The organism is Flavihumibacter profundi (genome assembly GCF_020076305.1).
Classification (GTDB): domain Bacteria; phylum Bacteroidota; class Bacteroidia; order Chitinophagales; family Chitinophagaceae; genus Flavihumibacter; species Flavihumibacter profundi.
This window is the reverse complement of sequence record NZ_JAIQXE010000001.1, coordinates 1011165-1036788: the sequence shown is the minus strand read 5'-3', so window position 1 is coordinate 1036788 and position 25624 is coordinate 1011165. Positions and strand designations below refer to the sequence as shown.

Annotated in this window: 21 protein-coding genes and 1 tRNA gene; 11 read left to right on the top strand and 11 right to left on the bottom strand. The window is 39.9% G+C overall.

Annotated features, from left to right (window positions below; translation table 11 throughout):
* Positions 1 to 105: 105 nt before the first annotated feature.
* The 3 genes from LAQ65_RS04385 to LAQ65_RS04375 all read right to left on the bottom strand — a co-directional run bounded on the left by LAQ65_RS04385 (position 106) and on the right by LAQ65_RS04375 (position 4877).
* Positions 106 to 3150, bottom strand: a complete 3045-nt coding sequence (locus LAQ65_RS04385; protein ID WP_224115723.1) for a glycosyltransferase family 117 protein — start codon at positions 3148 to 3150, stop codon at positions 106 to 108.
* Positions 3151 to 3224: 74 nt separating this feature from the next.
* Entirely contained in the window at positions 3225 to 4046 is an 822-nt protein-coding gene (locus tag LAQ65_RS04380; protein ID WP_224115722.1) for an SAM hydrolase/SAM-dependent halogenase family protein, read from the bottom strand.
* A gap of 21 nt (positions 4047 to 4067) precedes the next feature.
* On the bottom strand, positions 4068 to 4877 hold the full coding sequence (locus LAQ65_RS04375; protein ID WP_224115721.1) for an SDR family oxidoreductase: 810 nt from the start codon (positions 4875 to 4877) through the stop codon (positions 4068 to 4070).
* A 191-nt stretch (positions 4878 to 5068) separates the two neighbouring features.
* Here LAQ65_RS04375 and LAQ65_RS04370 point away from each other — a divergent pair.
* The 5 genes from LAQ65_RS04370 to LAQ65_RS04350 all read left to right on the top strand — a co-directional run bounded on the left by LAQ65_RS04370 (position 5069) and on the right by LAQ65_RS04350 (position 10383).
* Positions 5069 to 5141, top strand: a tRNA-Lys gene (locus LAQ65_RS04370).
* Between the two features lie 361 nt (positions 5142 to 5502).
* Positions 5503 to 6534 (top strand): metal-dependent transcriptional regulator, encoded by a 1032-nt coding sequence (locus LAQ65_RS04365; protein WP_224115720.1) that lies wholly within the window; start codon positions 5503 to 5505, stop codon positions 6532 to 6534.
* The gene (locus LAQ65_RS04360) at positions 6531 to 7316 is read left to right on the top strand and encodes a FeoB small GTPase domain-containing protein (protein ID WP_224115719.1); all 786 of its coding nucleotides are present in this window, start codon (positions 6531 to 6533) and stop codon (positions 7314 to 7316) included. The genes LAQ65_RS04365 and LAQ65_RS04360 overlap by 4 nt, the downstream gene beginning before the upstream one ends.
* Positions 7317 to 7322: 6 nt before the next feature.
* Positions 7323 to 8762 carry a nucleoside recognition domain-containing protein gene (locus tag LAQ65_RS04355; protein WP_224115718.1) on the top strand — a complete coding sequence of 480 codons (1440 nt, stop codon included), beginning with the start codon at positions 7323 to 7325 and terminating at the stop codon, positions 8760 to 8762.
* 64 nt (positions 8763 to 8826) lie between these two features.
* Positions 8827 to 10383: a sulfatase family protein gene (locus LAQ65_RS04350; protein ID WP_224115717.1), complete on the top strand. Its 1557-nt coding sequence runs from the start codon at positions 8827 to 8829 to the stop codon at positions 10381 to 10383.
* A gap of 284 nt (positions 10384 to 10667) precedes the next feature.
* Here the strand turns inward: LAQ65_RS04350 and LAQ65_RS04345 are convergent, their stop codons facing one another.
* Positions 10668 to 11576: a PIG-L family deacetylase gene (locus LAQ65_RS04345; protein ID WP_224115716.1), complete on the bottom strand. Its 909-nt coding sequence runs from the start codon at positions 11574 to 11576 to the stop codon at positions 10668 to 10670.
* Between the two features lie 678 nt (positions 11577 to 12254).
* Between LAQ65_RS04345 and LAQ65_RS04340 the strand changes: the two genes are divergently transcribed.
* On the top strand, positions 12255 to 13100 hold the full coding sequence (locus LAQ65_RS04340; RefSeq protein WP_224115715.1) for a phosphatidate cytidylyltransferase: 846 nt from the start codon (positions 12255 to 12257) through the stop codon (positions 13098 to 13100).
* The gene (locus tag LAQ65_RS04335; protein WP_224115714.1) at positions 13093 to 13677 is read left to right on the top strand and encodes a CDP-alcohol phosphatidyltransferase family protein; all 585 of its coding nucleotides are present in this window, start codon (positions 13093 to 13095) and stop codon (positions 13675 to 13677) included. Before LAQ65_RS04340 ends, LAQ65_RS04335 begins: the two co-directional genes overlap by 8 nt.
* A gap of 24 nt (positions 13678 to 13701) precedes the next feature.
* Here LAQ65_RS04335 and LAQ65_RS04330 read toward each other — a convergent pair whose 3' ends face one another.
* Both LAQ65_RS04330 and LAQ65_RS04325 read right to left on the bottom strand, forming a co-directional pair.
* A complete protein-coding gene (locus LAQ65_RS04330) occupies positions 13702 to 14328 on the bottom strand; it encodes a nitroreductase (protein WP_224115713.1) in 627 nt (208 codons plus the stop codon).
* 23 nt (positions 14329 to 14351) lie between these two features.
* The gene (locus tag LAQ65_RS04325) at positions 14352 to 16763 is read right to left on the bottom strand and encodes a Lon protease family protein (RefSeq protein ID WP_224115712.1); all 2412 of its coding nucleotides are present in this window, start codon (positions 16761 to 16763) and stop codon (positions 14352 to 14354) included.
* A gap of 207 nt (positions 16764 to 16970) precedes the next feature.
* Between LAQ65_RS04325 and LAQ65_RS04320 the strand changes: the two genes are divergently transcribed.
* Genes LAQ65_RS04320 through LAQ65_RS04310 form a run of 3 tightly spaced genes read left to right on the top strand, consistent with a single transcriptional unit; the run spans position 16971 to position 19338 of the window.
* Positions 16971 to 17300: an HPF/RaiA family ribosome-associated protein gene (locus LAQ65_RS04320; RefSeq protein WP_224115711.1), complete on the top strand. Its 330-nt coding sequence runs from the start codon at positions 16971 to 16973 to the stop codon at positions 17298 to 17300.
* Between the two features lie 10 nt (positions 17301 to 17310).
* On the top strand, positions 17311 to 18282 hold the full coding sequence (locus LAQ65_RS04315) for a ribose-phosphate diphosphokinase (RefSeq protein WP_224115710.1): 972 nt from the start codon (positions 17311 to 17313) through the stop codon (positions 18280 to 18282).
* Positions 18283 to 18294: 12 nt separating this feature from the next.
* A complete protein-coding gene (locus LAQ65_RS04310; RefSeq protein WP_224115709.1) occupies positions 18295 to 19338 on the top strand; it encodes a hypothetical protein in 1044 nt (347 codons plus the stop codon).
* Between the two features lie 8 nt (positions 19339 to 19346).
* Here LAQ65_RS04310 and LAQ65_RS04305 read toward each other — a convergent pair whose 3' ends face one another.
* The 4 genes from LAQ65_RS04305 to LAQ65_RS04290 form a co-directional block, all read right to left on the bottom strand.
* Positions 19347 to 19982, bottom strand: a complete 636-nt coding sequence (locus LAQ65_RS04305; RefSeq protein WP_224115708.1) for a phosphoribosyltransferase — start codon at positions 19980 to 19982, stop codon at positions 19347 to 19349.
* A gap of 53 nt (positions 19983 to 20035) precedes the next feature.
* Positions 20036 to 21688: an alpha-glucan family phosphorylase gene (gene glgP / locus LAQ65_RS04300; RefSeq protein ID WP_224115707.1), complete on the bottom strand. Its 1653-nt coding sequence runs from the start codon at positions 21686 to 21688 to the stop codon at positions 20036 to 20038.
* A gap of 91 nt (positions 21689 to 21779) precedes the next feature.
* Positions 21780 to 22226: an Hsp20/alpha crystallin family protein gene (locus LAQ65_RS04295; protein WP_224115706.1), complete on the bottom strand. Its 447-nt coding sequence runs from the start codon at positions 22224 to 22226 to the stop codon at positions 21780 to 21782.
* 38 nt (positions 22227 to 22264) lie between these two features.
* Entirely contained in the window at positions 22265 to 22723 is a 459-nt protein-coding gene (locus LAQ65_RS04290) for a DUF2267 domain-containing protein (protein WP_224115705.1), read from the bottom strand.
* Positions 22724 to 22881: 158 nt separating this feature from the next.
* Here LAQ65_RS04290 and polX point away from each other — a divergent pair, with 158 nt between their 5' ends.
* Positions 22882 to 24663, top strand: coding sequence for a DNA polymerase/3'-5' exonuclease PolX (polX, locus tag LAQ65_RS04285; protein ID WP_224115704.1), 1782 nt, complete (start codon positions 22882 to 22884; stop codon positions 24661 to 24663).
* Positions 24664 to 24674: 11 nt separating this feature from the next.
* Here the strand turns inward: polX and LAQ65_RS04280 are convergent, their stop codons facing one another.
* Positions 24675 to 25610, bottom strand: a complete 936-nt coding sequence (locus tag LAQ65_RS04280) for a 1-phosphofructokinase family hexose kinase (RefSeq protein WP_224115703.1) — start codon at positions 25608 to 25610, stop codon at positions 24675 to 24677.
* Positions 25611 to 25624 lie beyond the last annotated feature (14 nt).

Genomic DNA, 25624 nt, shown 5'->3' with positions numbered 1-25624 from the left:
ATTATAATGGATAACAAAAAAATGGCGTTCCGGTTCGTTAAAATAAAACGCCAGACCAAAAAGTGGATTCCCTGCTTTCTGGTCTGGCGTTTATAAAATGTAGAACTATTTCTTCTTATTACTATCGGCAGCAGGGGCAATCACCCCATTGTTTTCAAGGGATGGCTGCACTGTACTTCCACTTTGGTAGTTTTTATCTAGCATATCCAGCATCTGTGATAATTGCTGTGCCCCTGCAATTTCCTGCCGCATGGCCTCCTGTTTCCTTTCAGGCAATTGGGCGTAGTACTTAATTTGCTGGTCAAAATCCTTGTGTAAAGCTTTAGAAACTTTATCAGCAAGTTCTTTATGCCCGGCTTTATAGGCTGCTTCCAGGAATTTAAAGTTAAAGTAGTTGTGCTGGTTGTTTTTGCTTACCATGGCATAAGGGAGGTTGACATCCAGGATACCCTTATCAGCAATATCCAGCAGTTGCTTAGCTTCATCTTTGCGGTTTTGGTCGGCCAGGGATGCTGCACCATCAGCATATGCAGCGCGAATACTGTTCAGGTGCAAACGATTCTGTTCATCAAAATACACACCTTTGATATCAGCACTTCCAAATCCGAATTTAGTACGGAGTTTATCAACCATCCAATCTGTGTTGAAGCCCGAATTATTTGCTATCGGAACAAGCCTGTAAGTCATGCCATCTTTCCTGACATAATTGCCAAAACCCAGTTCAGATGCTGTATAAGGCGCAGTGAAACAGATTGGCCTTTTCCATTTGTTAGCGGCAATGATATTCAATACAGCCAGGTCGTTCTTTAACAGTGTGCTCTTATTTTCCGGAATTACAATGGGCAATTGATTAATAACACTGTCAGTTTTATTCACTGTACCATTTTCACGAACAAATTTCTCATCAACAGGCAGGATGAATTTCTTAGCTGGCATGTAGTTGATCGATTCTCCTCCCTGTAAGGCAACTTTGAATGCGGGGTCTTCGCTGCCCACAACATTTTTCATGACATCATACAGGTCATAAAATTTTTCCTGGTTTACATCCGGACGCGGATTATATACGATATAATCGCGATTGCGGCCACGAATCTGCTCTTCAGACCAGATTACATCAATCGGTGCGCTTTCATTGACTTTATAGCGTAGCTGGTTAATATACCAGTCGATGCCTAATAAACTATTATTTATAACCCTGATATCAGGACGGATATTTTCTACTTCCTGTGCATACCAAAGCGGGTATGTGTCATTATCACCATAGGTAAACAGGATGGCATTTGGCGGGCAACTTTCCAGGTAATCTTTTGCAAGGTCACGTGCCAGTACTTTTTTACTGCGGTCATGGTCATCCCATTCCTGGGAGCCCATAATTACAGGAACAGCCAGCAGGCAAACCAGGGCTGCACTAACGTTGGATACTGATTCGCTGGTTTTGCGCATAAGCCATTCCCTGACCTGCAAAACACCCAAACCTATCCAGATAGCGAAGGCATAAAATGAACCTACATAGGCATAATCCCGCTCACGTGGCTGGTTTCCCGCCTGGTTAAGGTATAATACAATAGCGATGCCGGTAAAGAAAAACAACAGACCAACAACCAGGAAATCACGGCGATTGGCGAAATACTGGTAGATGGCCCCGAATATTCCCAGTAAAAGGGGGAGGAAATATAATTTATTATTGGCTTTATTATTTTTGATGCTATCAGGCATTGCATCCTGGTTGCCAAGCCTAAGGTTATCAATTGGAGATATGCCACTGAGCCAGTTACCATCCCGAACATTACCCGGGCCAAATCCCTGGATATCGTTTTGTTTTCCGGCAAAATTCCACATAAAATAGCGCCAGTACATCCAATTCAACTGGTAACTGAAAAAGAAATTGATATTATTACCCATGTTCGGCTTTTCGCCGTCTGCAAGCCCAAGCCATTCCTTATAAAAATTGGCATGCCCCTGGTCATTACTGGCATCCCATACACGGGGGAAAATCATTTTATCTTCAGGTGCATACACTGGTTTAATGTCATAACCCACTTCCTCGTAGGATTTTTCACCCTTGGTATACTTCATGGAAGTTTGCTCGTATTCACTTGGGGAGGCAGTAAATACCTGTCCATATAACAATGGGAAATCACCATATTGATCACGGCCAAGGTAGCCGACCAGTGAATTCGGGTTATCAACATTATACATGTCAACAGCCGGATTAGCATTGGAACGGATCATCGTGGTAATATAGCTGGAATAACCAAGTAGCATGAAGATTACGCACCAGATGCCCAGGCGCACAAAGTTCCAATGGTTCTTTTTTGCCATATACAGGCCCAGCCAAAGAATAGCAGCCAATAATATGAAGAAGAAGATAAAGCCTGAGAAGAATGGCATACCCAATCCATTTACGAAACGGATATCAAACCAACCGGCCAGTTTAACTGTCCATTGGATCACCGCAACCTGAACAAATCCGGTAATACCACAGCCTACCATAAAGGCCCAGAATGTACCCCAGGGTGTAGGCTGGTATCTTTTAAAATAATATACCATTACAATTGCAGGTATGGTCAAAAGTCCAAGTAAATGCACCCCAATTGACAGTCCCATCATGAAGAAAATGAAAATGATCCATTTATCAGCGCCAGGTTTGTCGGCATTGTGTTCCCATTTTAGGATCGCCCAGAAAACCAGGGCAGTGAATAAGGAAGACATGGCATACACTTCACCTTCCACTGCACTGAACCAGAAGGAATCAGTGAAGGTATAGGCTAAAGCACCAACTACCCCGGCACTCATAATAGCGAATGTCTGTTGTCCGCTTAATTCCGCAAGACCTTTTCCCACAAGTTTTTTAGCAAAATGGGTGATCGTCCAGAAGAGGAAGAGAATAGTGAAACCACTGCTTAGCGCACTTAAAATATTAACGGCTTTGGCAGGATTATGTCCACCAAAAACAACAATGAAAAGGCGGCCTAGTAATACAAAAAGGGGAGCCCCGGGCGGGTGGGGTACTTGCAATTTAAATACACTGGAAATAAATTCACCACAATCCCATAAGCTGGCTGTGGCTTCCATTGTCAACAGGTACACTGAGCAGGCTATAACGCATACCACCCAGCCGACAATGTTGTTCACTTTGTTAAAATTCATAAAGCGTTGGTTTAGAAAAGGCGAGGCAAATATAAGAATCTGGCGTTCCCAATGCGGGAACAGGGCAAGTTAAATTATGCAAATAAGATCTTAACAGTTTGATAAAAGAGCCGATTTTGCAGGTAAGCGTTCTGGGCCTGCTCCAGGTAACCCTGTAATCCGAACAATCCGGCAGCATTTCCTTTGTTAATGGCGATTTCCAGGTACCCTGCTGAATTGAAAAGGGCCAGTTTCTCACCCTCAGGCACATCAGCATAAGTTTCCGAGATCTTTTCAATCACTTCATCGCGCTTGAAAACGATCGAAAACCTGCGTCCTTTCCTTTGCGATTCAAACTGTTCCCGGGTAATATTCACAATAACGTTTTCAAAATTATCTATATATATAATCTGGCCTTCAATCCAGGCATCGCTCAGTAAAGGTTTAAGCGGGTTCTTCTCAATGTAAACAACATCGGGTTCGCCAATATCTGAAAGCCTTTCCCCGCGGCCGATTGCAGCGATTGCATTTCCGAAAACACCGGTACAATATAAGGTACTTCTGATCGCATTCTTATCGCAGGGAAGGCCGATCACCATTTCCGGCCTGTCTTCAAGGATCATGCCCAACAAACCGTTATCTGCACAAAGGATGTATTGGTTCTGGTGAAAGGCTAAGATAAGCTGGTCGGGTTTTCTCTCGAAAAGGTTAACCAAAACAAGGTGAAAGGTAAATTCAGGGAAGTGGCGGAAAGCATTCCGGCAGATGTAGGCAGCCTGCGGGTAATTAAACGGACTGATCTGGTGCGTGATGTCCACGAATTGAAAACCCGGGTCTATCTGCAGCAACTGCCCTTTAACGGCCCCTGCCAGGTAGTCCTGGTTTCCGATATCTGAGGTTAAGGTGATTAATGCCATGAATGCTTGGGTGCAAATGTACTACTTCACCAATTTGCCATCCTTGAAAAAAAACTGGTGGGTAAGTTTATCTGCCCAGGAAGGGAAAAACCTGTTCATGAAAACGGTACGTTTACCCGTAAACGTTAGCACTTCGCTGCGTTTCCTTTTTTCAATGGCGTGCAGGATATGTTCGGCACATTCTTCTGAAGACATCATTTTTTCCTCATCCATTGGGGTCTTGCCATGTGCTTTTGCCGAGGCATCGAGTGCTGCATTCCTGATATTGGAGCTGGTAAATCCAGGCGATACCCACATTACGTGCACTTCTTTTTCCAATAATTCAGTACGCAGGGCTTCGAGCCAGCCCTGAAGGGCAAACTTGGAAGCGGAATAAGCACTTCTTCCGGGTAGCCCCCGGTAACCGGCAATGGATGAAATCCCAACAATTACCCCATGGCGCCTGATGAGTGAGGGCAATGCATACTTAGTGCAATACACGCTTCCAAAGAAATTCACATCCATCACCTTGCGGAAAACTTCGGTATTTGCATCCTCAAAAAGGGCCCGCATGGAAATACCGGCATTGTTGATGATAATATCAATGTCCCCAAAGGTCTCAATAGTAGATTCAATAAATTTCCTGCATTCAGATTCTTTGCTGACATCTGCAACAACAGTGTGCAGCATCACATTGGTATATTCCATCTGCAGGTTATACAACTTGTCATAATTGCGGCCGCAGGTGGCTACTTTTGCACCAAGGGGAATTAATGCATCTATAAGGGCTTTTCCGATACCTTCACTTCCTCCGGTGATGGCAATGACTTTATTGGTAAAAAAAGAAGACATAATGGGTTTTGCAAATTATACAGCAAACCTACCCAAAAAAGATGGTTGAAGAATTGTGAAGATGGAGAAAAGGGGAAAAGGTTCTCAAAGCCTTTTTTTAAAAAAGTCAGTAAAAAATTTGGGAACAATTGTTTTATCCTTATTTTTGCACTCCCAAAACGAAATAGGGAGCTGTTTCGCTAAAGAAAGTTGATCTGGTAGCTCAGTTGGTAGAGCAATACACTTTTAATGTATGGGCCCTGGGTTCGAGTCCCAGCCGGATCACAAAAAAAATAGGTCGCTGAATTTCAGTGACCTATTTTTTTGCCTTTTTTATACTAAAAGTATGCTGTTCCTTCGGAATAGTTTACCGTAATTAACCCTGCGCTAACTTAACCTGTGAACAAAAATCTGTTTTGACTGCTTTTAAATATTGCTGAGATATTTCCTGTTTTGGCCTTTTATTTTACCGCAACACTTTTTTGAGGTTTTCCCAAACCATACTGCATTGATTGGTTAATATTAAACTTGGATTTGTATCCTGTTGCAGTTTCTAACAGGGAACTAGATTCATGGTAAAACATGACATAAGTCATTTTAATTAGTCAGAATTAATAGCATATTCGGAATTTACAAAAAACCGGAAATGTCTAATATGATAAATCCAGCCTGGGCATTACTGATTGGAGTGGCAACTCTTATATTCATCGGTTTTATTTTCTGGCCCAATATAGGTTTGATCTCAATATTATTGAGATCCCGGCACAATACCCATCGTGAACAGGTTGAGGATGCGCTAAAATTTCTTTTCGATTGTGAGTATAAAAACATTTTTTGCGGGCTGCAGAGTATAGCTTCAAATCTGGATATTTCTGAAGAGAAAGCGGCCAGATTACTCGGGCATTTAACGTCGATGGGATTGATTGCAGTTCATGGAGATACTTTCTCCCTTACTGATTCAGGCAGGTCCTACGCTTTGCAGGTCATTCGTTTACACCGGATATGGGAGAAATACCTGGCTGACGTAACAGGAGCCGGACATCTTGAATGGCATGAAGCTGCCGATCAAAAAGAACATCGACTTTCAATTGAAGAGGCAGACCGTCTGGCTGCACAAATAGGAAATCCGGTTTTTGATCCCCATGGTGACCCGATACCCTCCTCAACAGGAGAAATTCCTGAACATACGGGTCAACCTTTAAGCGCTCTAAAAGTTGGTGATACTGGCCGTATCGTACATGTAGAAGATGAACCTAAAGTAATCTACGCGCAACTTATGGCCTTGGGCCTGTACCCCGGAACGCAGTTACATGTTATTGAATCCGCAGATGGAAAAATAAAGTTTATTGCTAATAATGAAGAGTGTTTGCTGACTTCTCATTTTGCTTCAGCAGTCACAGTAGTATTGATACCACATGAAATTCAGGTAAACTATGCGTTGCTGTCTTCTTTAAAATTGGGGGAGAAGGCCGAAATAAAAGGAATTTCTCCCAGTTGCCGCGGGCAGCAGCGAAGACGATTAATGGACCTTGGCATCATACCCGGCACTTTGGTCACTGCAGAATTGAAAAGTGCTTCAGGCGATCCGGTAGCCTACCGGATATTAGGCGCAAATATTGCCATAAGAAAAAAACAAGCTGATCATATTTTTGTAAACCGGGTAATTGCTGGACAATGAATAATCAATCAAATTGCGAAAATTGTAGTTTTCACCACAAAGAAAATCTTGTCAGGCTTGGTGTTGCAATGAATAAAGCTGATTATGTGGTAGCAGTAGCAGGCAATCCAAATACGGGTAAAAGCACAGTCTTTAATAACCTGACAGGCTTACGGCAACATACCGGTAACTGGCCTGGAAAAACAGTGACACGCGCTGAAGGAGGTTTTTCCTATGGTGGCAAATTTTATAAATTGGTTGACCTGCCTGGCACGTATTCGTTGCTTTCTACCAGTAGCGAAGAGGAAGTTGCGAGAAATTTTATTTTATTCGGAAAGCCCGATGTTACAGTGATTGTAGCAGATGCAACAAGGCTTGAAAGAAACCTTAACCTGGTTTTGCAAATTCTGGAAATTACTGATCGCGCTGTGTTATGCCTGAACCTGATGGATGAGGCAAAGAGAAACAATATTAATATAGATGTTCGTTCGCTTAGTAAGGAATTGGGAATTCCTGTTATTGCAACAAACGCACGCCAGAAAACAGGAATGAGTGAACTGATTACCACAATTGAAGAAATTGCTACAGGCAGATTTATCTGCAGGCCCCACCGGATTAAAAGCAGGTCAGCAAAACTAAACGGCGCCATTACAATATTATCTGAAAAGTTAGCCCAATTTTTTCCTGGATTGCCAAACCTTAACTGGGTCGCCCTGAGATTACTGGAAGGCGATCAAAGAATTATTGAAGCAGTGGAAACACGGGAGTTGGAAAAACTGGGAGCAGAATTATCAACAAACTGATTTAAAATGGCAGCTAGTAATAATACAGAGAAGGAAGAGGAGGCCATACTTTCCCTTGCCAATAAGCTGCGGTGGGACCTGGGAGTAGATCTTCATGATATAGTTATTGAATCAATTTATGAGGACGCAACCAGGATCGCCAGGAAAACAGTTGAAATAAAAGGGGAGCAGCGAGGTTATTATTTAGATAAATCCATCGACAAAATTGTTACAAGCCGTTTGCTGGGATTTCCAATTATGTTTCTTGTACTGGCTGTAGTTTTTTGGATAACAATAGCGGGGGCAAATTATCCATCCCGCTTACTTTCCGGATTATTCCTGGATACAATTCACCCTTTTTTAAAAGGATTTGCTGCAAATATTGGGATGCCACACTGGCTTACTGGAGTCCTTGTTGATGGTGCATACATTTCTGTTGCATGGGTTGTATCCGTTATGCTTCCACCCATGGCAATATTTTTTCCACTTTTTACATTATTGGAAGACCTGGGCTATCTCCCCAGGGTAGCATTCAATATGGACAGTCTTTTCAGGAAAGCAGGAGCGCATGGAAAACAGGCATTGACATTAAGCATGGGTTTTGGGTGTAATGCTGCGGGAGTGATTGCCACCCGCATAATTGACAGCCCCCGTGAAAGACTGGTTGCCATAATAACGAACAATTTTTCTTTATGTAATGGAAGGTGGCCAACACAGATATTAATTGCAACCTTATTCATTGGCAGTGCGGCTTCACCTCATTGGGCCGGCATTCTTTCGGCAGGGGCCGTTGTCGGGATTGCTGTATTAGGTATTTTCTTTAGCCTGGTTGTATCCTGGGGTTTAAGTAAATCGATCCTAAAAGGCGAGGCCTCTGCTTTTAGTTTGGAATTACCACCTTACAGGCCACCCCGAATTCTGAAAACACTATATACGTCACTGATAGACAGATCTGTCTTTGTTTTATGGCGGGCTATAATTTTCGCTGCTCCCGCCGGTGTTGTGATCTGGCTACTGGCTAATATCCAGGTTAGCGGTTCTAGTCTTGCAGAACATTTTATCCATTGGGCAAATCCCTTTGCGCTTTTATTCGGATTGAATGGTGTTATTCTTCTTGCCTATATTATCGCCATTCCTGCTAATGAGATTGTGATACCTACTATTCTGATGCTGACTGTGGTAAGTACCGGCATTATAGGAATGGGTGAAGGGGCTGGTGTACTGTTTCAATCGGGTTCATTAGCTGATATTAAGGATATTTTACAGGCTGGCGGCTGGACGCTTATGACAGCAGTAAACCTGATGTTGTTCAGTTTATTGCATAATCCCTGCTCTACAACCATCTATACGATTTACAAAGAAACCAATAGTCTGAAATGGACACTGGTTTCAACTTTTCTACCTGTTGCAATAGGATTAACGGTTTGTTTTTTCGTAACTCAGTTATGGCGATTGTTTATGCTTTGATATTATGTGATTTATCTTATTAAATGCGCTAACTTTTAACCTTTTAATAGAATTCTTTTGTCAAATGCACCAACGCTTAACGATCCTTTTTATACTCTTTTTTACCTCTGTTTATCACTACAATTCCTACGCGCAGAATAAGCGCCCTAATATCCTTGTGATCCTTTCGGACGACCATACACAACAAACTATCAGTGCTTATGGAAGTAAGCTGATGTCCACACCTTCGATCGATCGTATTGCAAAAGAAGGAGCCATACTGGGGAACACATTCGTTACCAATTCTATCTGTGCCCCTAGCAGGGCTGTATTGCTGACGGGAAAATACAGCCATCTGAACGGGTTGAAAGACAATTCCGCTGAACGAAGGTTTGATGGGAATCAGCAACAGCTGCAGAAATTACTTGGAAACCGGGGTTATGAAACTGCCTGGATCGGGAAATGGCACCTGCAATCATTGCCACAGGGATTTGATTATTGGACAATATTGCCAGACCAGGGAAATTATTTCCAGCCTGATTTTATTAATATGAAAAATGATACGATCCGGCATGAAGGCTATGTTACCAACCTGATCAGTGATTTTTCACTGGCCTGGCTGGGGGAAAGGGATAGTTCAAAACCATTCTTCCTGGTTATTGGCGAAAAGGCAACACATAGAAACTGGATGCCCGACATCAAGGACCTTGGAGCTTTCGATAACGTGAATTTTCCATTGCCGGAAAATTTCTTTGATAAGTATGACAATCGCAGGGCCGCTCTTGAACAGGATATGACAATCGACAATACCATGACCGTTGGAGCCGACCTGAAGATCAGGGCCAATTACGATAAACCAAACATGTTTGGTCGCATGCACCAAAATGAAAAAAAGGCGTATAGGGAATATTATGATCGTGTGGCCGGAGAATATGACAAGGTGAAAAATAACCCCAAAGAACTGGTGAAGTGGAAATACCAGCGCTACATGAAAGATTATCTTTCTACGGCCAGGTCACTTGACAGGAATATTGGCCGTATCCTTAGATACCTTGATTCAACAGGACTCGCAGAGAACACTATTGTTGTGTACACTTCTGATCAGGGTTTTTATATGGGGGAACATGGCTGGTTCGACAAGCGGTTCATGTACGAAGAAAGCCTGCGAACTCCTTTTATGATTAAATATCCCGGCTGGATCAAACCGGGAACGAGGCTGAATGACATGGTAGTTAATATTGACTTTGCACCTACTTTGCTGGATATGGCCAGCGTACCGGTTCCTGCCGATATCCAGGGAAAGAGCTTTGCAAAGCAATTGACAGGTTCTCATTCAACTGAAGTGTGGCGCAAGTCGATGTACTATCACTATTATGAATATCCTGAACCTCATAAGGTAGCCCCACATTTTGGGGTCAGGACAATGCGGTATAAACTTATCAGGTTTTATGGGCCAATTAATGAATGGGAATTATATGACCTGAAATCTGATAAGTCTGAAATGAATAACCTCTATGGCAAACATGGATATGATAAGCAGACTGAAGAATTAAAAAAGGAACTGAAGAAACTAGCGAAGGAGTTCAAGGATGAAGAGGTCGTAAAAATCCTTGCCGATTTAGAAGGAAAGAAGAACAAATGAAAATCAAGGGTGGTTTATTTGGAATAACCTTGGTAATAGAAGATGTGAATTTCTTGAACTATCAGCTTTTACAACAGTTTTATTAACTGTACCTACCTTTAGTTATTCAGGCCCCGATCCGGGACTTGGCCGTGTGAAAATGAGTACATAGTATTGCCAATTTGCACGTTGCTGGTGCTTCCTGTTATGTAACAGCCGCAGCTCCTAATCCAACACTGACTTATGTTGCATTAAGTTTACGATTGTCTGACCGTATAAAATCTATAATAGGATAATGAGATCAGTTATTGTTGCGCCGAATACCCGCTTTTCCTGAGTTGCTCAAATAACTGTGAAGTTTTTTGAATAGCGGTATCATCATTTATGTCGAACAACCTGAAAGTCTCCTTGTCACCTTTGTACAATGGGTTTTCCTGCATATCCCCCTGAGACTTGTAACAGGCAATTACCCATTGTGCAACAGTTTTATAAGAAACCTGCTTTCCATGACCAAAATGCGTGGCTACATCAAGATAGTAAGAAGGTGCTTTTTTCTTAACTGCAGTTTCGGGAAATCCTTCAAGCACCGTGTATGCATCAGGAGTTTCATCTTTATAGGTACTTCCTGCAATTATTACGGGTCGTTTTTCGCCCTTGTATCGCTGTAATGCCCTTAGCGCCATGATTACAGCGGTTTTATGATGACCATGCTGTCCGGCATACGGTAACATGGTAATGATATAATCATATTGGCCGGCTGCCAGGATTTGATCCAGCTTTTTTTCAATAAAGGGAACATCCCATCTGAGTCCGCTTACATAAGGCATTGGGTCCAGGTGGTAATAATCATCGCGCTGGTCAAAAAAATAATATTGCCTGATACCCATTATATCACCGGCTAGCATCAATTCTTTTTTACGGATCCTGGGTAGCTCCGACCTGCCCACCACCGAATCGGTAAGGTTGTAACCATAATATTCCGAACCCAGTTCTGATCCATTAAAGCCACCCTGGCCATCGGTGATTAAAGCCAGGTCTACCGTGCCTTTCAAATCATGGGTTATTTTATATAATATGATAGGGAAACTGGTTTCATCATCGGGGTGTGCATTCACGACTAATACTTTCGGTCCAGGTTGGGCATATGAAATCGATGAAAAAAAGAATATACAGATCGAAGCAACGGTTAAAAATTTGAGGTGTACATTTTTCATGTTGTCATTAATTTGTATTGAGGCCAATTTTATCCATACCAAATGAAGAATTCATTTTAACCACTTTAATTTAGGTAATGGTAAAAGGGGGAATAAGGATTTTTATAAAACAAGTGGTCATTGATCTGAACAAATTATTTTACCGGTCCTTTTTGATTTTCCTTAAGCATAAAGGCAATTGCTCGATTAGGGAGCACTATAAAAACAGTAAAATAATTCATATTATAAAATACATTATATAAATAAAAAATGAATTTTATCTCTTTTTTTGAAAGATTTATCCTAAATTATTGATTTTAACAGGTATGAGAAAAATTGAAAATAAAATATGTTATTGGTAAGTCTTTCCTAGCTCTTTCCTAGCTCTATCCCAGCTTTCTTCTGGCTTATGCCTCATTCCATTCTAAATTATTCAAAAACAATAAGTTATATTATTCTAGAGCTCAGAAAAGGATAAATTATATTATATTAGTTTTTTTTATATCAATAATAGTTTTAAAGAGGCAATATCCTGGTTGCCAGATTCGGCCTGGAAATAGGGGGGATAATCATTGGGCCTGCTAATTACTGATGGTTAAAAAAGCTGCCGGATAAAGGTGATTTTATGGCTTGCCATGTAGCCCTGAATGAATAGCCTGTTAATTGTTTTGGGCTGTATGGCAAGGTTAATCTGCAGATATGTCAAATTACCTAAAAACAAAAAATAATTTAACCGAGCGTTCTATTACCGGAATCATATTAGCTATAATTATACTTGGCACAGTCAGTTGGAATTTATTTGGCTTTATATTTTTGGTACTGATCATCGACTTACTCAGCCTGTTAGAATTTTATCGATTATTTTATAGCACTGATCTTCTTCCACGCAAGGTTGCCGGCATTATTTTATCAGTAAGTATGCTAATCGCCTGTACACTTTATGTTGCAGGAATAATTTCCTGGAAGATCCTATTTGTGGCTATTCCAATTGCATTCGGCATATTTGTGATGGAGTTGTTTCATTTGTCGGAAAAACCCTTCTATAATCTCGCATTTACTTTTTTAGGGGTCATTTGCATAACCATTCCGCTTTGTTTTTTTATTACCCTCGCTTTTTTTCCATATCCACCAGGCACCTATAACCTGCAATTGGTCTTAGGTTATTTTTTTATACTTTGGGCGAGTGATACCGGGGCCTATTTTATTGGTAAAAATTTCGGGATACATCATTTGTTTAAACGTATATCTCCCAAAAAGACCTGGGAAGGCAGTGCAGGAGGGGCGGCATCTGCAATTTTAGTATCTTACCTCTTATCTTATTTTTTTACTTTTTTTCCCGTTATTGACTGGGTCTTTATTGCGGTAATTATAATAGTAACCGGAACTTGCGGTGACCTGGTTAAATCGATGATGAAACGCAGCCTTAACCTGAAAGATTCAGGTACCATATTACCCGGACATGGGGGTATGCTCGACCGCTTTGACTCCCTGTTAGGTTCAGCCCCTTTTGTTTGCTGTTATTTAATATTATTTCACCATGGATAAACGAAGTTATTATGTGGTTAATGGAATTACCTTATATCGCCTGTTGGCTGCACCTTTCCTCATAATGCTGATTTTTAAAGAAAGATTGGATCTGTTTAAATGGTTACTAGCCCTTAGTTTTTGTACTGACCTGATAGACGGTTACCTTGCCCGCAGGTTAAATGTAGCCAGTGTTTTCGGTACTAAACTTGATTCAATTGCTGACGATCTTACTATTATTGCCGGATTAGTTGGGGTTTTTGTATTTAAACCCGATTTTTTAAGTTATGAGCGTTTCCTGCTGATTATATTATTTGTACTATTTTTTTTACAGACTATTCTTGCACTTATCAGGTATCGTAAAATAACCAGCTTTCATACTTATGCTGCAAAATTTGCCGCTATTTTTCAAGGTGTTTTCCTGATACTTCTTTTCTTTCTTCCCAGGCCATTATATAATTTATTTTATTTGACAGTACTGATTACAGCCTTTGAATTGATTGAAGAAATTATTATTGTATTGTTATTGCCGAAATGGGAGACAAATGTTAAAGGTTTATATTGGGTAATCAAAAAGAAACACGAAAAGTTTCGCTGAATGTATATTTTACGGGCTAAGCCTTTAATCAATGTAAAATACATTTTCCCTGATCCTTTTGTGCATTTCCGGGTTTTCATCACCATATCCCAAAATGATGGAAAAATAAACCTGTTCGGTTTCAGGTATTTTTAATCGGGAAAATATCTTGGTTTGCTGGATAAATTTACCGAATCCTATGGGGCAACTATCCAGGCCAATAGATTTAGCCGCCAACATCATATTTTGCGAGCACATGCCAATATCAAGTTCAGCCCATTCATTATCAACCGGTGCGGAAATGAATATTACAACCGGCGCGCAATAAAATACGGGGTCCCCGCTTTTTAAAACATCAAAGGCCGCAGAAAAATGAAACATGCTTGTAATAGATTTAATTATTTGCCGTAAGCCTGTTTTAATGAATTTTTTCGCAGCTATACTTACTATTTCTTTTGAAAATGCCTTTATAGTTTCGGTGTTGGTAAGAACGTGGAATTTCCAGGATTGCCTGTTCATTGCTGAAGGTGCCATCCGGCCTGCATCAATTATCCTTTCAATTAGTTCTATTTCAACAGGCTTATCTTTATATTTCCTTATTGCCCTGCGGTCGTAAATTATTTTCAGGGTATCATTTATTTTTATGCTTTCGCTTATAGTTTCATTTTTCATAATAGGGAAATTTTTAGGCAGGTTTATCCAACTACGTTAGATACCCAAATATTATCACCGGCACTATCTTCTTCTTCTTCAGAAAATTCTTTCATCTTTTCGGAATAATTGATTAGTGTAGTATTTACTTTGTAGGCTATGGTTCCTTCTTCATTAATGCTTCCCGCCCGCAATCCGGTTAAAAGTTCAATGCCATCATCAATAGTATCAATCGCCCAGATATTAAATTTTTTATTGGCAACCGCTTCCAATACTTCCTCCTTCAGCATCAGGTTTTGTTTATTTGCCGAAGGAATAATTACGCCTTGCTCTTCATTTAGGCCAATTTTTTTACATAATTCAAAATAACCTTCAATTTTTTCATTTACCCCGCCTATTGCCTGGACTTCTCCTTTTTGGTTTACGGAGCCTGTTACTGCAATGCCTTGTTTTATTGGCGCATTGGCGAGGTTGGAAAGTATTGCATACAATTCTGTGCTGGATGCACTGTCTCCTTCTACCTCAGAATATGACTGTTCAAATACCACACGTGCGGAAAGGCTGATTGGTTTATCCTGGAAGTATTTTTCTGAGAGGTATCCTGCTAAAATCAATACTCCTTTGGTATGCAGGGGACCACTTAATTCGGCTTCCCGTTCAATAGCGATTATACCTCCCTTGCCCAGGTTTACGCTGCAGGTTATTCTAATGGGGCGACCAAATGAAATATCGCCAAGGTCAATTACCGATAGCCCGTTTATCTGTCCGGTTTTGCTACCTGTAGTGTCTATAAATATTTGTTTGCGCTCAATCAGTTCGTTTATTTTCTCCTGCACCAGGTTCCCCCGGTAATTTTTTTCATTGATTGCACGAAGCACATGAATTGGTGTTATTTGAGATGATTTTTCCTGTGATGCGTAATAATCTGCTTCCCTGATTATATCGGCAATTAATGCAAGCCGGGTACTCAATTTACCCTGGTCATCTGCCAACCTTGAGCCAAATTCAATGATTTTTGCCATTGCACCATCCTGAATCCGCCCTAATTTCTCCAGTTCACATACACTATTGATGAATGCAATATAATTACCAATATTTTCATCCGTCCTGTTCATGGAACTATCGAAATCAGCTTTTACTTTAAATAATTCCCTGAAGTCAATATCATATGAGTATAACAGGTGGTAATAAAGTGGATCCCCAACCAAAATGACTTTTACCTTCAATGGAATGGGTTCAGGCTTAATTGATTTAGTGGTCAGGTATCCCAGTTTGTCTGTTGCTTCCTCAATTAATACTTCTTTATTTTTAATGGTTCGTTTCAGGGCTTCCCAGGAAAAATAATTTTTAAATAATTCTTCAGCCCTGATAACCAGGTAACCACCATTTGCACTGTGTAGTGCCCCCTTCCTTATCATGGTGAAATCTGTTAAAAGCGTTCCCATAACTGATTCTTTCTCTACGCGTCCAATAAGATTATTATAGGTAGGGTTGCTTTCAATAATAATCGGGGCTCCCTGCTGTCTGGAATTATCAACAAGGACATTAACTTCATATCGTTTAAGAAAATCCTGATTTTTCCCACCTAAAATATTTTCGGTGCTTTTGTCGGCCAGTAAAAATTCGGTGAGGTTTCCTAAAATATCATTTTTTAGATTTTTGAGGTACTCTATTACTTCGGGTATCTGTGTGTATTTTTCTTCTGTGTCCTCAATTAAGTTGCTGATGGCATATGCTGCTACTTCCTTTTCGAGTTTATTTAATTCTTCAGTTGCCGCTTTCGCCAATTTCCTGGTTTGTCTTAATGCTTCCTTTACATCTTCAGCCAGTTTATTTTGTTTTTCGTGTATTTTTTCCTGCTTTTCTTTTGGTAAACTGAGAAATTGTTCATCAGTCATAGGGACTCCTTCAATAATGGGTATTGTAAAAATTTCCAGTGGAGTTTGCTTGATTATTAAAGATTCTTTTTCAGCACGCTGATTTATGGCATTAATTATAGTGCTCTCCTGTGCTTCATATTTTTCCTGGATAAGTCTTTTTCGGTTTGCGTATTCCTCGCTTTCGAATGCTTTTACCAAACTTTGCCTGGCTTCCTGGATGATTGCCTTTATGTCTTTCTTCAATTCAATCGCATGGCCTGCAGGCATGCTGAGTTTTTTGGGCTGGTAGGGGTCATCAAAATTATTGATATAACACCAGTCCGATGGTACTGGTTCTTTTACGGCTATTTCATTTAAATAGCTTTTTACTGCAGTAAGTTTTCCGGTTCCCGATACACCTGAAACGAAAATATTAAAACCATAAGATTTGATTCCTAACCCAAGGCTAATGGCTTTTTCAGCGCGATTCTGGCCTATGATACCAGGCTCTTCAACATTCCGGAAGGGTATTATTTTTTGCAATTCCTCTACGGTAAAGGGATTCGTAAGGTTGTTGACTTTTAATTGAACCTTCATGTGCAAGATTTTCTTCAATTTATCAATATTGCATTGTTTAATATATGACCTATGTCAGGAGATTTTGGCCATTCCGGAAAAATGGTTATGATTTTACAGCTTTGTATTGGTTTCGCATTGATGATCAGCATCATAATATGAAATGACACCCCTCACCCTAAGAATTCCATATTGGCAGTAATTTGTTAAACGTAAGACCTAATTATTATGAACATTGAATTTCAAACTCCGCAAGGACAGGTAAATGAATGGCTGATCAGTTTCATTCGCGACAAAATACTTGGGTATCATCATCTTGATAAAAATATTTCCAGGGCGCAGGTCCACCTGAGCGAGCAGGCAGGTGGAGAAACGGGCGCAAAAAAATGCGAAATAAACCTGACTGTTTTCGGTGATTCGATTTTTGTCCATAAGACAGCCGTAAGTTATGAAGAGGCTGCTTTTGAAGCTGTAAATGAACTTAATGCCCGAATCGAGGAAGTTTCAAGGAAAAATAATGAACCGCCAGACGAAATCACGAGCTCTGTAAAGGTTTAAAAAATATTGTATGAAGCTGTTTGCACTTGATAGTTCCAGGGATTTTGGCGAGTTGGTTGCAAAAGAGTTAGGTACAACCCTGAATTTGCATGAGGAAATATCATTTGAGGATGGTGAACATAAATGCAGGCCCCTGGAAAGTGTTCGCAACCAGGATGTCTTTGTTATACAGTCATTGTATAGCGATTCAGCAAAAAGTGTAAATGATAAACTTTGCCGGCTTCTTTTTTTTATTTCTGCTTTAAAAGACGCTTCTGCTGCACAGGTAACAGCAATAGTTCCTTATTTGTGTTATGCCCGTAAGGACCGGAAATCAAAGCCAAGGGATCCTGTAACTACACGGTATGTTGCACAATTGTTTGAGGCCTCAGGAACAGACCAGGTTGTCACTATTGATGTCCATAATCTCCAGGCTTTTAATAATGCTTTCCGCATCCCCACAATAAACCTGGAAGCAAATTCACTTTTTGCGGATTGCCTTATCCGGGATATTGCAGATGACGAGCTGGTTATTATGTCTCCAGATATTGGGGGTGTCAAGCGTGCTGAGCAATTCCAGCGATTGCTTGGTAAAAGACTAAATAAAGAATTGCCGCTGGCCTTTATGGAAAAATACCGTAGCAGTGGTGAAGTTTGGGGTGAAACTATAATTGGTAATGTTGAAGGCAGGACTGTAATTGTTATTGATGACATGGTTAGTACCGGTGGTACCCTTGGCAGGGCAGCAACGGCTTGTAAAAACGCAGGTGCCAATAAAGTACTTGCGGTTGCAACCCATGGGTTGTTTACAGGGAAACCTGAAGAAAACCTGAAGGAAAGTTGTTTGCAGAAAATATTTGTAACTAATACCATTCCTCCCTTCAGGCTGGGAACTACAAATATTATAAACAAGGTGCTTGTAATAAATGTGGCACCACTTTTTGCCAAAGTAATCACGCGGTTATTTGAAGGTGGTTCAGTAACAGATTTAATGCAGGAATAAATCAGGGTGATAATGCAAAAGTATAGATTAAATGAGGCTGCTGACTCTACTTTGTCTATTGGACAAAAGGTTGCTTTTCTTAAGCTGGCCGGTTCTTACTTACACCCCGTTACAAACGTTGAAACGAGGGAAACGCATATGTCCTGGGTTTTCCTTGCTAATGGGTTTGTTTATAAACTAAAAAAACCTGTCAAAAATAATTTTGTTGATTTTCGATACCTGGAGTCAAGATACCTTAATTGTAAGGAGGAGCTAAGGCTAAATAAAAGGCTGGCACCAGATGTTTATCTGGGCCTGGTGCCCCTGATATGCGATAAAAGTGGTCAATTGTCATTCAACGGGAAAGGTGAAATTGTTGATTGGCTGGTTAAAATGAAAAGGTTGCCTGAGGAAAATATGTTGGACAATGCCATCAGGAACAATACTGTTTCCCAAACCCTACTAAAGAAGGCTGCCTCTTTATTATCTGAATTTTATAAAATTTCACCTTCAATAATCATCGAGCCACAGGTATATGTGGAAAGACAAAAAGGGGAGATATCTGGTATTTACCGAGAATTGATAAAACCAGTATATCATTTGCCCGGAACACAAATTGAATTACTTATCACGGGATTGCTGAAATATTTATCCAATAATCCTAATGTATTTTATCAAAGGATAAATGAAGGAAGGGTTATTGAAGCTCACGGTGACCTTCGCCCTGAACATATATGCCTCGCTCATGCGCCAGCTATAATTGATTGCCTGGAATTCAACCGGGACCTCAGGATTCTTGATGTTGCAGAAGAGTTATCATTTTTAGCGATGGAATGTGAAATGTTAGGTGATCCTTCTGCCGGTAAAATATTCCTGGAATCTTATATTTCACTGGCATCTGACCAGGTTCCCGATTCCCTTATTATTTTTTATAAAATCAAGAAAGCCTGTTTACGCTGTTACCTTGTTATAAGGCATATTCTCGAAGTTGCTTATAAAGACGAAATTAAATGGACAACTAAGGCTAATCAATACCTGGAGCTAGCAAAAGTATACCTCAGCCAACTGCCGGGATAATTTGCCTTTCATCTCTTTTCTTTTTCCCATCTCTCCATGAACGCTAAAGCTTCGTCATCCGTAAGATTGTAAAATGAATCATATGCCTGGGATACTGCATAAAATTGATATGGTTTTAAGAGAATGCAAACCTCATCCGCTTCTTTTTTTAATTCCCTTTCTTTGTCAGGGGAGGAAACTGGTGCAGCTACAATTATTTTGGCAGCGCCTTTATTTTTACACATTTTTATTGCCGCAAAAATCGTAGATCCTGTTGCAATACCATCATCAACAATAATTACGGTCTTATTTTTTATTTGGGGTAGTTTTCCCCCTTTTCGTAAAGTTTGTATTCTGCGCTCAATTTCAGCCTTTTCCTTTGTTTCGATGGTATTGACAGTATCCTGTGAAAGTTTTGACCTTGCATTTTTATTATAATAAACAGACCCATCTTCCGCTATTGCACCAAATGCATATTCCTCATTACCCGGATAACCTAATTTACGTACTAGTATAAGAGATAATTCTGCATTCAGGTGACGGGCCACATAATAAGCTGTTTCAGCACCTCCCCGGGGAATGCCCAGAACCACAACATTTTTATCTTTAAATTTTTCAAGCGCCTTGCTCAGTCGCAAAGCTGCATCTTTCCGGTCAGCAAACATGATGCATGTTAATTAGTAATGAAAATAATATGGCTATATTATCTACTGTTTTTTTATACCCGGTTATATAATAGTTCATAGTATTCCTTCGCCAGCCGGTTGCTATCAAAATAAGGAAATATATCCTGCATGCTGTTTTTAATGATCGATAACCATCTTTCCGGATAATCATAATACATTGACAATACTTCTTTTTCAAGGATATCATAAAGGTTGTTGGCATCTTCATCGTCTTGTTGGTGTTCCGGCAGCAGAGGGTCGGCATGGGGAATTACAAAACTGTTTATTTTATCCCTTGCAAATTCGGGAGACCAGCCATCTGCGATGGTCATATTAATGGCTCCATTCATTGCTGCCGCCATACCACTTGTTCCGGATGCTTCATGTCTGTATCGGGGTACATTCAACCAGATATCCGCACCTTGCTTTAATAATTTTGAAAGCTTCAACTCATAGCCTACTATAACCGAACAATTGGTATAGGATTTACAGATATTTACGATTTTATCAAATGTGCCGATCGCTGAATAGTCCATTGGATAAGGTTTTCCTGCCCAAATAATCTGAACAGGCCTGTCTTTGTTAGTCACCAGTCGTTCAAACCGGTCCATATCTCGGAATAACAAATCAGCCCTTTTAAAACCAGTAAACCTTTTGGCGAATACAATTGTCAGTATATTCTTTTCAAAAATTTCACCATTCTGGTCAGCAACAATATCAAATAGCACTTCCTTGCATTCTGATTTTCGTTTCCTTAAAGCCAAATCGTCATTTTCTCTTAAGGCCTTATACATAGCACTATCTGCCCAGTATGTATAATTCTGTGCATTAGTAATAGAAGTTAATGGACATATTTCTTCTGCGTTATCCCACATCCTGAGCAATGTCTCTTTATGCAATTTCGACACCCCGTTGGCCATCCCGGATAATTTTAATGCTGACGCAGTATGATTAAGAATATCTCCCTGGGTTTGCGTTATAGCCTTAACTTCCGTTAAAGGTATTCCGCAAAAATATCCCATCTTATCCAACAGAAAGATATTCGTTTGTGGATTTCCAGCTTCTTCCGGTGTATGATTTGTATATACCAGCCGACTTTTTAATGCATCAATGCTTTTGTATTTGCTATATAAATAAAATGCCAGCGGCAGAGCATGGGATTCATTCAGATGGTAAATTTCAGGTTGCCAGTTAATTATTTCCAAAAGCTTTGCACCTCCAAGTCCTAAAAGGATTGCTGCGGCAATTTTTGTTTCAGGATTGGGATCATAAAGTTTGTGACTAATTGTTTTTGAGAGATAATCATTCTCTGGAACATCAGTGCTTAACAGGAACAACGGTGCAGTATTAAAAATACCCGGGGGTAGGTAGTATGCTTCTACCCATGTGTCATGGCCTGTGACCTGGATTGTAAATTTTATTCCGGTATTTTGTAGGAATCCATACATTTTTTCCTGGAATAAAACATCCATTGTCTGGTCGCTTTTTCGCACCTGGTCATAATAACCATATTTCCAGAGGATACCTATTCCAACCATATTTTGTTTCAAGTCAAAAGCACTGCGCATATGCGATCCTGAAAGGAATCCTAATCCACCAGCATACAATTTTAACGGTTGATGTATAGCATATTCCATGCAGAAATAGGCAACGGCAGTAGAATATTCAGGTGATTGCTGGTAGGGGTGACTAAAGGTAAATGACATGTCTGAATTAGGTTACTATGAATATTTAATAGCCATAAATAAGCCCCACCGATTACAGATGAGGCTTATAAATTTAAATGACCAGACCGTCCTATTTTACTGCAATGGACTTAGATAATGTAGCTTTTTTGGCAGCTTCTGATTTTGGAAGGCTCAATTTCAAAACCCCATCTTCATAAATTGCATCTATTTTGTCTTTTATAACTTCATCAGGAAGAGTAAAGCTTCTGCTAAAAGAAGAAAAATTGTACTCTTTTCTTGTATGGCGTGCATCTTTCTCTTCCTTACTTTCCTCTTTTTCACAACTGATCGTTAGCATATTGCCTTCCAGATCAATTTTAAAATCTTCTTTTTTTAATCCAGGTGCAGCCATAGTTACTTTGTAATCATCTTTATTTTCAATAACATTAACTGCCGGAACAGTCAATTGTCTTCCAAATGTTCCACCATTACCCAGCCAATCGTTCCATGGTTTAAAAAAATCATCAAATACGGAAGGGAAAATTTCTCCGGATTTAATTAGTGATTTGTTAGGCATACGACCTCCTTTTGTTTTATTTTATTAGAATACTTTTATTATAGTGCCATTCGTCCATGGCCAATACTTCCAGTTATAAATTCCTTTATTTCTGTTGCAAATACCGCAGTGATATCTTCAAATTCACCATCAGACAAAAAATAGTTTAAAGTCCTAAAAACAGCCCTTACAGATGATTTGGCTGTCTCGTCATCTCCGAAATCATAGGCCGCCAATGATTTGTCACTTTCCCTTATTTCATCCAATAGCTGTTTTACATGATGCATTCGGGGAGATCTCTGTCCGGGTGTCCATTGGTCCACATAAATTCCCTTTAATGCCATCGGTAATTGAGCAATGACCTTTAATGATTCTTCAAATTCCAAATGGTTTCGAAGTGTATGTAAGACTGATTTTAAAATCCTGAATGCTTTGTCTGATGGAACCTTTAAATCATTTTCAAGCAGACTTAGGAATTCATTTCCTTTCTGTGCATATTTGTCAAATTCCGTGGCCATAAAAAGCTATTTATTCATTTAATATCAAAATTTAATTTCTACATTTTGAAGCAAATTTATGGTATGTTAAAGTCTTCAAATATGATCACCATCAGCCATATTTTTGATTTGTATCAGGTTTGGAATTAATGTTTACTTGTTTATTTGGGGTTTATAAAATGTCTGTAAAAAACTCAACAGCAATTGCAAGAAGCCATAATACTGAACTGGCTGAAATATTTCACCGGATGGCAGCCTGTTACCGTTACCTTGGTCCCGAACATCGATTTAGGGCTATGGCCTATGAAGGTGCAGTAAAGACCATTTCAAACCTCAGGGAAGATATTTCTGTTTATGCCACTGATGTATCCAGTTTAGATAACCTGAAAGGAATAGGTGAAAGTATTGCCGAAAAGATTTTGGAATACCTGGATACAGGAAAAATAAAAACATATGAAAAGCTTAAAAAAGAAGTCCCGCAAGACCTATTGGAATTGATGGATATAAATGGATTTGGTCCTGCTACAATTAAAATCCTGCATGAATCGCTGCAAGTAAATAATAGGGAAGATCTTATAGCATCGATAGAATTGGGCCGGATTTTCAAGTTAAAGGGATTTGGGGAAAAGCGGGTTGAAAATATGAAACGCGGACTGAAGCTTTTCAAAGAATTCCATACCCGGATGTTATTGTCTGACGCTTTAGAATTGGGTAATGAAATCCTGTTGGAAGTTCAGGGATTGACCGGAGTGCAAAAGGCTATGTTAGCCGGTAGTTTACGAAGGATGAAAGAAACTATTGGTGATATTGATATCATTGCAATAGCTGAAAGGAAGAATTGGAAAAAAATCATAACTAGATTACTGCAATCAGAAAAAGTTGGGCGCATTTTAGCAAGTGGCGATACGAAAGCGAGTTTTTTAGTTAAAAACTCAACTGTTCAGGTTGATATACGGCTTGTCCAGGAATTTGAATTTGGCGCTGCTTTATTATATTTTACAGGTTCTAAAGAGCATAATATTCACCTACGTTTAATGGCAAAGGAGAAAGGCTGGAAATTAAATGAATATGGTGTTTTTGATGTTAAAACTGATAAGTGGATAGCTGGCCATAAAGAGGAAGATATTTACAAACTATTGGATTTGGAATTTATTGAGCCGGAACTAAGGGAAGACAGGGGCGAAATTGAACTGGCCCTGAAAAATAAATTACCGAAATTAATTGAAAGCAGGGCGATTTGTGGAGATATGCAAATGCACAGTATGTGGAGCGATGGCGCTGAAAGTATAGAAACCATTGCCCGCTTTATTGAGAAAGAATTTCCGCAGTATGAATATATTGTTATAACAGATCATTCACCATCAGAACGGTTGGCCAGGGGTTTGAATCCACAAGATTTCATCAAACAATTTGATGAAATTGATGAGGTAAACAAAAAATTGAAAAAGGATTTTATTAAGAAAGGTGTTGAAGTAGATATACTGGCCAATGGTGACCTTGATCTTCCAGATGAATTATTGAGCCAGTTTGATTGGGTTACGGCATCCATTCATAGTTTGTTTAATAAAGACAATACCGGCAGGCTCATTAAAGCCTGTGAACACCCATTTGTACATTGTATTGGGCACCCAAGCGGAAGGCTGATTGGGAAAAGGGAAGCTTATACAGTTGATTGGGTTAAACTCCTGCAAAAAGCAGCGGATACTAATACAGCAATTGAAATAAATGCACAACCTAACAGGCTTGATCTTAAGGATGACCTGGTTAAAAAAGCTATTGAATTAAAGGTTACTATTACCATTAGTACAGATGCCCATGACCTGAACCAGTTTAAATTCATGCAACTTGGTGTAGCGGTTGCCAGAAGAGGTGGATGTACCCGGAAAAATATACTCAATACCAACCCCTGGAAATCCATTGAGGCTTTTAAAGAAAATAAACACCGACTAATGAGTAAATGATTCTTTCTGGTTCAGGTATTATAAACTGTTGTTACCTTTAATATGCGCTCAACATCTTCTTTTTTGCACAATGCAGTACCTGGATTCAAACAGGCGGCAGTGCCGCAAGCCACACCATAACGAAGTGTTTCTCCCATTGATTTTTGCTGCACTAATCCAAACAATATGCCTGCTACCATGCTGTCACCTGCTCCAACCGTACTTTTACGCACTACTGCCGGAGGTATTGCCCTGTAGACACTATCTTTTGTAACCATTATAGCCCCTGTTGGTCCAAGTGAAATAACTACTAATTCAAAGTGATTTTTATCAATTAGTTCACGCGCAATTACATCTACCTGTTCTATATGGATTTCGGTTTTGCCTGCAAGTATTGCTAATTCAGCGAGGTTAGGTTTTATGAGATAAACCCCAGCCTGAACGGCCTCTTGTAATGCGTTGCCAGAAGTATCAACAACTAGTTTTGCATTTCTTTCCCGGGCAATATTAGAAAGCCTTTTGAAAATATCTGCTGGTGATCCCGGAGGCATGCTGCCGCTTATTACCAGGTATTGAAAAATAGGAATACCGGCAATAGCATGCAGGCATTTTTCCCATTCGTCTTCCAGCAATTCAATTCCGGGCATACCAAACCGGTATTGATTATTTGTTGCCAATTCTGTAACACTAAGGTTTTCCCTGGTTTCATAACTGGTTTTGATCGTGAGGGATTCAACACCTTCTTTTGTTACCAATTTGTTTAAATTAATTCCTGTTGGTCCACCGATCGGATATATAGCAAGAACGTCTTCGCCTAGTTTTGTCAATGCACGGGCAACATTTATGCCACCACCACCAGCTTCCCGAACCGGGTTGGAACAATGTAATTTTTTTTCAGGAATTAATTGGGGGACTGTCGTGCTTTTGTCGATGCATGGACTAAAAGTTACCGTTACTATATTTGGCATAACGAGTGGTTTTT